The following is a 7,965-nucleotide window of genomic DNA, read 5'->3' as shown; positions in this document are numbered from 1 at the left end:
AAATATTACCACGATGATCTTCTCGAATTTTAAGTACTGAAATTCCGTGTACTTTCCGGAAATTCTCAAAAAAATAAAAATGTCTGAAGTTATCGTTCTTCTCGTCATACAAATCCAACCCTCCTTGGCTTCCTATCCATAGACGGTCCCGAGAATCCCTATATAATGCATTGATATAATTGTTAGATATAGATGTTGAGTCGTCTGCTTGATTCTCGTATATTTTAAATCGTACGCCGTCGTAACGGTTCAGACCGTAACGTGTCGCGAACCACATTAATCCCTGTCGATCTTTCGTAATATCAAGCACCGCACTTTGTGATAATCCATCTTTAACGTTTAATCTTTTAAAAGAATAGGGTTGCGCCTGCGATTTATTGCCTACAAGTAAAACGACCATTATCGTCCACAGGAAAATGGACAGAAAAAATGCTATGCTTCGTTTTTTTAGAGTCATCATATGGTCTAGTATAATCGCTTACTCCAGTTTTCTTTGATCTGGGGACATCTTGTTTTTTGCGTCGGCTGAACTTAGAGCCCTCTTTTTGCGCACGATGTAAAAAAGTACATCAATCCAATTGGATTGTAAATTCATCGACTGGGTCTTTTCTCCAAGCAAGGTTTCTGGTCGCGGGAGAGATAGCAAATAATGGAGAGAATGTTTTCACTTTGATTGTGTTGCCGTCGGGGAGGAATTCCAGAAGTCGTAGCCAACCGTCTCCACCATTCCCATGCCAACCACCACCCAGAGCCTGAGCATTGAACACCATCTGATGTACCTTTTTGCCTGATACATTATTGTCAGTACGAAATGCTATATGACCTTTAGGATCGTCAGGGATTCCGATATGCCCGGCGAATACCATCCTAATGTTTGTTGACGGATAGATTAATTTCTCCCATATTTTGTCTCCATAATTTGGTCCAGTCAACTTGTAACCAGCAGTTTTGATGTATTCGTTGTTCGACTCCATATAAGCGTGCGTTAGCAAGAGCACACGGTAGTCACTGTATTTCTCCTGCGCTATAGTCTCCCTAGCCCACGCTAACGTTTCATCACGCGGAGCGAATTCCAATACAAGCAAAAGGTATTTTTCGTTGCCTATTTTTGGAAGTTCAAAGAGCGCATTAGTTAAGCTTGGTTTGCCTTGGGCATTTGTACCTGTTTCGCGTAGAAGCGGTTGGTTTTTGCTATTTTTCTGGATTGGAAAATAGGCATCGAAGAACGTTTTTCTATTCTCAGCACTTTGATAGCCATAGTCGTGATTGCCAGTTGTCAAAAAATACGGTACTTTTCCGTTAAGTACATTAAATGATTCAGATACGCTCTGCCACTGCTGAACACTCGTTTGATTTCCATTGACCCCATCGGGGTAGAGATGTTCATTTTGTTCAACCAAATCGCCTGTACAAAGTACTGAAGCAATGTTAAGCGTTTTTATGTTGGTATTAACCCATTCAAGCATTAAGTCGAATATCGGTTGGTTATAGTCGAATTTGATATATGTTTGGGGATCAGGTAATAATACCAAGGTTTGGGATTCTTGATTTGTTAGCGCAGGTGCGTTGTAAGCAGGGATCTGTGCATCTGTTCCATAGTTCGATAGGACGAGTAGAAGTAGGAACGTGAGTTTTGAGAAATTCATATAAAAGTTTATGGTTTAAATTTATTAGTGATTTGTCGGTAATACTCTGATTTGCTTCGTTATTATTCGGCCGACCAACTGGCTAACACTTGTCGTTGTTCGTATGTGAAAATACTGATTTTTCCTGAAAATAAGGCGAGGGAATCAATGGTTTGTTTGAAGAAAGTTATTTTTGCGGAGGACATTATAAACAGTTTGTTCGCTAAGTTGTATGTTAAAAAACCTTAAATTTTAAGGGTAAAGTCCAGCCTGTGAGCGTAAATTCATTACATTGGAAAGATCAGATAGTAACAAACTATAAATAAAACGATATGAAATGTCCTAATTGTAATGAGACTTTGCTGATGACCGAGAGGAATCGCGTCGAAATAGACTATTGCCCAAGCTGTAGAGGCGTTTGGCTCGATAAAGGTGAACTAGATAAACTAATGCAAATAGCTTCGGAACAAAATGGAGATTCAGCGCCGTACCGTAAAGATGAGGATCGCAGGGATTTCGGTAGCCGAGATTATAACGAGCGATCTGACCGGAATTATGATGATCGAAGTAGACATTCGCAGCACCAGCATCCACGCAAGAAAAAATCTTTCCTTTCCGATTTCTTCGATTTCGACTAAAATTTAACAAAGGAAATGGATAGCATTTAACTTCTATTTCCTTTATTTCGATTACACGCAGCTGGCAAGGTAGTAAGGTTTAGGTTGCCCTGCGTGATTTCCCTATTTTTGTGAATATTTCTTTTCTGTTTGGCGGGCGGTTTTGGGTTGACATCGATTTTGATTGACCGGCAAAAGATGTTCGATATTATCCTCATTCGCATTTAATGTATGCTCCATGTTCAAGTCCTGCGGACGATCAATTTTCTCGATGTATGATGATTATTAAGCCTAAAAAGAACCGTGAGTAAACAAAAGTCGGGCAAAAATTTTGTAGATTTGATATTAGCATAGTTTCTATTTTTCCTATTGTAAGGCACGGCATTAGGTGTAAACAGCGCTCATTCATACCTAGAAAACAATATGATTCTAATCGTTGATGACAAACCGGAGAATGTTTATTCTCTTGAAAAATTATTGCGGGCAAAGGGTTTTGAAACCGATACCGCCATTTCCGGAGAAAGTGCTTTGAAGAAAAGTCTCAGGAATGATTATGCACTTATAATATTAGATGTTCATATGCCCGGAATGGATGGTTTCGAAGTTGCCGAAACCTTAACGGGTCTAAACAAAACCAAAGATATTCCGATAATTTTCCTTTCTGCAGCTAGTGCCGATAAACAATTCATAGCCAAAGGCTATTCATCGGGAGGGATAGATTATTTGACTAAACCGGTAGACTCGGATATCCTGCTACTCAAGGTGAAAACTTTTTACCGCTTGTTCGAACAAACCAAGGCCCTCCAAGAGGCTCAGGAAGCCCTCCGAGAAGAAATGAAAATCCGGGAACTTGCCGAACAGGAGCTTAGAGAGCGCTACGATCAACAGCGTTTGATTCTCGAATCACTGCCTCAAATTGCCTTCATGCTGGATGAAACAGGTAAAATAGATTTTGTAAACAAAAGATGGTTTCAATATTTTCCGAAGGACGGTTCTTTTGATGGCTCCGGCTCGGATCAGGATACATACATACAAGAATGGCAACTGGCCAGAGAACAGGGGAAATTGTTTGAACGTGAAGTGTATATAAAAGAGGTGGATTCGAACGTTTCTCGTTGTCACCTATTGCGAATAGTGCCAATGAAAGGTCGCTCAGAGCTCACTCGCTGGGTAGGTACTTTCACAGACATCGACGATCGCAAGGCTATAGAGAAGAAAAAAGATGAGTTTCTTAGTATCGCAAGCCATGAACTTAAGACGCCTTTAACTAGTATTAAAGTTTTTTCGCAGCTTGCTGAACGTTCCATGAAAAATCAAAAGGACAGTCCCACGTATGGGTATATCTCGCGGGTAAAGGATCAAGTTGAGAAGCTGAGCAATTTAGTCACAGATCTTCTTGATAATTCTAAACTTGAGAACGGTAAGTTAAAGATTAATCGAGTTCCGTTTGATTTCGAAGCCACGCTATTGCATACCTCACAGTCGGTCGTAGAGGCTCATCCTGACAGAAATATAGTCATCGAACGCCAGGGTGATCAAATTGTCGACCCTATTTTTGGTGATGAAGTTCGTATCGAACAGGTGCTGAACAACTTTCTGACAAACGCCATTAAGTACGCCCCCGACTCAAATAGGATTGTTATAAAAACCCAGTTAGAGGAAGGTCGATTAAAACTTCAGGTACAGGATTTTGGGATTGGAATTCATCCACTAAAATTACCTTGCATTTTCGAAAAATTCTACCGCGTCGACGAGTCATCAATGAAATTCCAAGGGCTGGGGCTCGGGCTTTATATTTGCGCTGAGATATTGAAACAGCATGAAGGTACATGGGGAGTTAACAGTAAACTGGGCGAGGGCTCAACTTTTTATTTTACACTACCTATTAAATAACGATATGTCCGAACTTTTTTTGATAAACTTAGATATTGGGTTCTAACTGTCCTTTTTGGTGCGATATCTCCGTTCTTTTTGCAGATCGTATGAACGACTTTCATCAGATTGAAAATGAAGAAATCTGGAAGAAAAGTAAAACTATTTGATAATTTACCCGTATATGGGGGAAATGAATTATTATGTTTGATAAAACAATACTGATATTTGAAGACCATAAAATTGTTCTGGAAGCCTATTTGGTTATTCTAGAAGGGTCGGGCTTTAAAGTAGAAGTTTCTCAGACATCGCATGATGTCATTGAGAAAACGGGACTATATGCGCCCGATATTATTCTAATGGATAATTGGATACCTGATATAGGTGGCGTAGCGGCGACACGTCTCTTAAAAGAAGACTCTAGGTATTGCGGCATTCCGGTCGTATATATTTCGGCTAATAGCAATATCCAGCAATTAGCAAAGGACGCTGGAGCTGATGCTTATTTAGCAAAGCCTTTTGATTTAGATCGCCTGCTTGATACTATTTATTCGTTAATCTAGCCAAAGCTGTTTAGCGAGGGTTTGTATGCGAGGACTTAAAGCTGGTCCGGCTTTTTGCTTCTGATGTTGAATTTAATTTTGTAGATTTATCATACGACTTAGTTGTCTTCACTATGGATCATACCTATCACCTCGAGTATTTGTTAAAAGCATTGGATCATTCACCTTTAGCAACTGCTATTTTAAAGGGGCCCGAACTGCGCATTGTGTTCGCGAATGAAAACATGCTTAAGATTTGGTGCGAAACACGACGAATAATGGATATGCGTTTCAATGATGCTTTCCCAGGGTTCAAAGAGGAGGGGTTCTCAGCTATTCTAGAAAAAGTGTGGGCTACCGCTACAACTTACAGCGCAACAAATCATCCGGCTCATATATGCAACGGCAAAAGGAAATATAAACGTTATTTCGACTTTGAATATAAAGCATTAACGACACCTGAAAACAAAACTTACGCTATTTTAATCAGTGCTGTAGATGTGTCCGAAAAGAACACGAATGTGGAAGAAATGAAACAAGTACAGGAGCAGCTTGATTTTAACAGTGATCTAGAAGATATTACGCACACTATTTCGCATGACGCAAAAAATCCATTGTCGATCATAAAACTCGGAGTTGACACATTGAGCAAGTCTTCTAGCTTATCGCAAGAAAAAATATCCCAATGGTACGGCATTATGAAAGATGCCTTGGTTAACCTAGAGCATATTTTGGATGATATGGTCGAGTTGAGTGATGCCCGTGCGTATAAAATGCAGAAACAGACAATTGATGTTGCTAGTAAAATAAATGAATGGTGCGAAGAGGGGATTCAAGAAAATCAAATGGATAACGCTAATCTGGAGTTTGGTGAACTACTTCCTATTTATAGTGACGAGCGAGGGGCGAGCAAAGTCTTTATTCATGTTATTTGTAACGCTTTCAAATATTCGAAGCCTAAAGAGCACCCCTTTGTGAAGATATATAGCGTGAAAGAATCTAATGGAATTGCCTATTATATCGAAGATAATGGAGTTGGTATAGCCAAAAGTAGAATCTCTCGTATTTTCGAATATAGTCCTAATGAAAAGGCTTCATCAGAGAACCCTAAGAAAGGCTTAGGGATGTTCCTGGCAAAACGCATAATGTCTCGTTTAGGAGCTGAAATATCGATTTCTAGCTTGGAGGGAGAATGGACTGCTATTCGACTATTCTTCCCGGAATGATGGAAACTGTAATTGGAATTGTAGCTGGGATATTGACTTCGATCTCAATGGTTCCGCAGCTTATTAAAGTGTTAAAGGAACGTGATGTGGAAAATCTATCTCCCGTTATGGTGGCAGTGTTGTTAGCGGGTGTTTCTGCCTGGGTCGTATACGGCCTGCTGAAAGAGGAATGGCCGATCATTTTATCAAATGCGTTTTCGGTTTTGGTTAATATAACGTTGTTGGTTTCTTACTTTTTGTTCCGTAAATCATCTGTCGGATAGCCTTACCAGAGGAATGTTTCTTGATTTATAACGATACATTTGGGGTTGGCACGTCGTAGCCCCTTGTTGAAGAGGGAAATAAATAAAATAAAGTAGCGAAAATTGTAAATTTAAAATGGAATAGCTCAATAGCGCCGCAATCGCTGTCAAAAAGCAAGCTACTTTTTGATATGGATGGGTCTCGGAATACGCATAACGCTCATAGGTAGTGAGTTGGGTGGATAAATTGAAAATTAACACGGTATACGTCCGATTGAGGAATTGAACGGACGCTAGATAATTATATGGAGAGAAATAAAGTGGTCCTAGTGGACAGTAACGATAAAGCTGTTGGCGAAATGGAAAAGTTAATGGCGCATCAGCAAGGCGTGCTTCATCGAGCATTTTCCGTGTTCATTTTTGATGACGATCAGCGGCTTCTTCTTCAACAAAGGGCAGATCATAAATATCATGGCGCCGGGTTATGGACAAATACTTGCTGTTCTCATCCACAGTGGGAGGAAGACGTCGCTTTGAGCGCACAAGAGCGTTTAGTATATGAAATGGGAATAATGTCCCGATTAAAATTTTCGCATTCTTTTATTTATAGAGCGGAGGTTGAAAATGGTTTAATTGAGTACGAATATGACTACGTCTTTGTAGGCTATTCAAACCAAACACCAATAATAAATCCAAGTGAAGTCCAGGATTTTAAATGGATGACCATAGAAGAGATTCTCGAAGACGTAGTTGTAAATTCCGAACGCTACACATATTGGTTTAAAGTAGCATTTCCTATGGTTGTTGAAGATATTCGTCGCGCCATTTCGAATTAGTGCATTAGCGGATTAGGAAAGGATAACAACAATGGACGGGGATCGTTTCTAATTTCTTTTGGTAAGACATTGGCAATGTGATTCAAAGAGATATCTTTATCGAATATTTGAAATCTTTTACTATTTAAATATTTGTTCAGATATTCGCTGGCGCCGTAAGAATTATAAGTACCCGAGCCGCAGTAAACGCAGGAACGTGTTAGGAACGTTTCGTTTGTTATATATAGGGAATTGTGGTCGCTCGTTGCAAGCTAGCGCAAAAAAAGAGCGTGCTCTTTATCAGAATAACTACGAATACTGTCATTATTCCTAGTATAAGAAACCGAAGAGCCATAGCGGAATTTTTCCTTCGGTTCCGTATTCTATGTCATCAATGGCGAGATATGCTTGAACTTCTGTCGCTATTTGTTTCGAGCCTTTATTTTTTCCGCCGATTTCAAATGTGTATTGATTTTCTATTAAGAAGTCTCCTTTTTTTGGGGAAGACAAACGAAGCCCAGCTCCTGCTAATTGAGAATAGAAGAATGTTTCTCTTAAATTACCGGTATTGGGTTGGCCCTCCGCTAGTGCCATAATTAAGCTACTATTGTTTAGGAAAATTTTTTCGGGTTTATTCATTAGAGATATGCCAAAAGCGGAACTGCGCAAATTGCGAACAAGTTGCGCTTTTTCCAATAGATCCAGCATTTCAAGCAACCTGTTTCTTGATGTAACAATTTGCTCAGCTAGGCGGGAAATGTTGGGTGTGAACGGTACCGCTGTAGAAATAATATAGAGCAGTTTTTTTAGCTTGGACAAAGTGCTTGGCTCCATTGGACGAGCCTCAGGGAGATCATAATCAATGATGACATTGATCAATTGTTGAATACGCATGAGGTATTCGGCTTCTCCCTCCATGGAGAATGGATATGCTCCATATGTGAGATATTCGCGAAAAAACTTAAGCGGAGAGGGTAGGAGATTTTTAATATCATCCACGATGGTACGGTGGTGTTCTAAAAGTTC

General features: G+C 39.8%; 8 protein-coding genes and 1 pseudogene. 6 read left to right on the top strand and 3 right to left on the bottom strand.

The annotated features are described in order from the left end of the window. On the bottom strand, nt 1–460 hold a 460-nt coding region (locus HP439_RS16395; protein ID WP_281358208.1), incomplete at its 3' end, for a ligand-binding sensor domain-containing protein. Nucleotides 461–569: 109 nt separating this feature from the next. Beyond that, a complete protein-coding gene (locus HP439_RS16390; protein WP_172391423.1) occupies nt 570–1,646 on the bottom strand; it encodes a metallophosphoesterase in 1,077 nt (358 codons plus the stop codon). 311 nt (nt 1,647–1,957) lie between these two features. Between HP439_RS16390 and HP439_RS16385 the strand changes: the two genes are divergently transcribed. The 6 genes from HP439_RS16385 to idi all read left to right on the top strand — a co-directional run bounded on the left by HP439_RS16385 (nt 1,958) and on the right by idi (nt 6,960). After that, entirely contained in the window at nt 1,958–2,263 is a 306-nt protein-coding gene (locus tag HP439_RS16385) for a TFIIB-type zinc ribbon-containing protein (protein ID WP_172391422.1), read from the top strand. Nucleotides 2,264–2,665: 402 nt separating this feature from the next. Next, complete coding sequence (locus HP439_RS16380) at nt 2,666–4,135, top strand: ATP-binding response regulator (protein ID WP_172391421.1); 1,470 nt, start codon at nt 2,666–2,668, stop codon at nt 4,133–4,135. A 182-nt stretch (nt 4,136–4,317) separates the two neighbouring features. Further along, the gene (locus HP439_RS16375; protein WP_172391420.1) at nt 4,318–4,677 is read left to right on the top strand and encodes a response regulator; all 360 of its coding nucleotides are present in this window, start codon (nt 4,318–4,320) and stop codon (nt 4,675–4,677) included. 113 nt (nt 4,678–4,790) lie between these two features. Then, entirely contained in the window at nt 4,791–5,882 is a 1,092-nt protein-coding gene (locus HP439_RS16370) for a sensor histidine kinase (protein ID WP_172391419.1), read from the top strand. Next, nucleotides 5,879–6,145 (top strand): SemiSWEET transporter, encoded by a 267-nt coding sequence (locus HP439_RS16365; protein WP_172391418.1) that lies wholly within the window; start codon nt 5,879–5,881, stop codon nt 6,143–6,145. The genes HP439_RS16370 and HP439_RS16365 overlap by 4 nt, the downstream gene beginning before the upstream one ends. 284 nt (nt 6,146–6,429) lie before the next feature. Then, nucleotides 6,430–6,960 (top strand): isopentenyl-diphosphate Delta-isomerase, encoded by a 531-nt coding sequence (idi, locus tag HP439_RS16360; protein ID WP_172391417.1) that lies wholly within the window; start codon nt 6,430–6,432, stop codon nt 6,958–6,960. Nucleotides 6,961–7,269: 309 nt separating this feature from the next. Here the strand turns inward: idi and HP439_RS16355 are convergent. Next, nucleotides 7,270–7,965: pseudogene (locus HP439_RS16355) on the bottom strand (ATP-binding protein); the annotation flags it as partial.

The sequence above is a fragment of the Sphingobacterium shayense genome (assembly GCF_013179575.1).
GTDB lineage: Bacteria > Bacteroidota > Bacteroidia > Sphingobacteriales > Sphingobacteriaceae > Sphingobacterium > Sphingobacterium shayense.
This window is presented reverse-complemented; position numbering and strand designations above follow the sequence as displayed.

What these genes read in the sequence shown, in the direction of transcription:
- HP439_RS16380 (WP_172391421.1), top strand. Translation starts at nt 2,666, where the DNA reads ATGATTCTAATCGTTGATGACAAACCGGAGAATGTTTATTCTCTTGAA.
- HP439_RS16365 (WP_172391418.1), top strand. Translation starts at nt 5,879, where the DNA reads ATGATGGAAACTGTAATTGGAATTGTAGCTGGGATATTGACTTCGATC.
- HP439_RS16385 (WP_172391422.1), top strand. Translation starts at nt 1,958, where the DNA reads ATGAAATGTCCTAATTGTAATGAGACTTTGCTGATGACCGAGAGGAAT.
- HP439_RS16390 (WP_172391423.1), bottom strand. Translation starts at nt 1,646, where the DNA reads ATGAATTTCTCAAAACTCACGTTCCTACTTCTACTCGTCCTATCGAAC.
- HP439_RS16370 (WP_172391419.1), top strand. Translation starts at nt 4,791, where the DNA reads ATGGATCATACCTATCACCTCGAGTATTTGTTAAAAGCATTGGATCAT.
- idi (WP_172391417.1), top strand. Translation starts at nt 6,430, where the DNA reads ATGGAGAGAAATAAAGTGGTCCTAGTGGACAGTAACGATAAAGCTGTT.
- HP439_RS16375 (WP_172391420.1), top strand. Translation starts at nt 4,318, where the DNA reads ATGTTTGATAAAACAATACTGATATTTGAAGACCATAAAATTGTTCTG.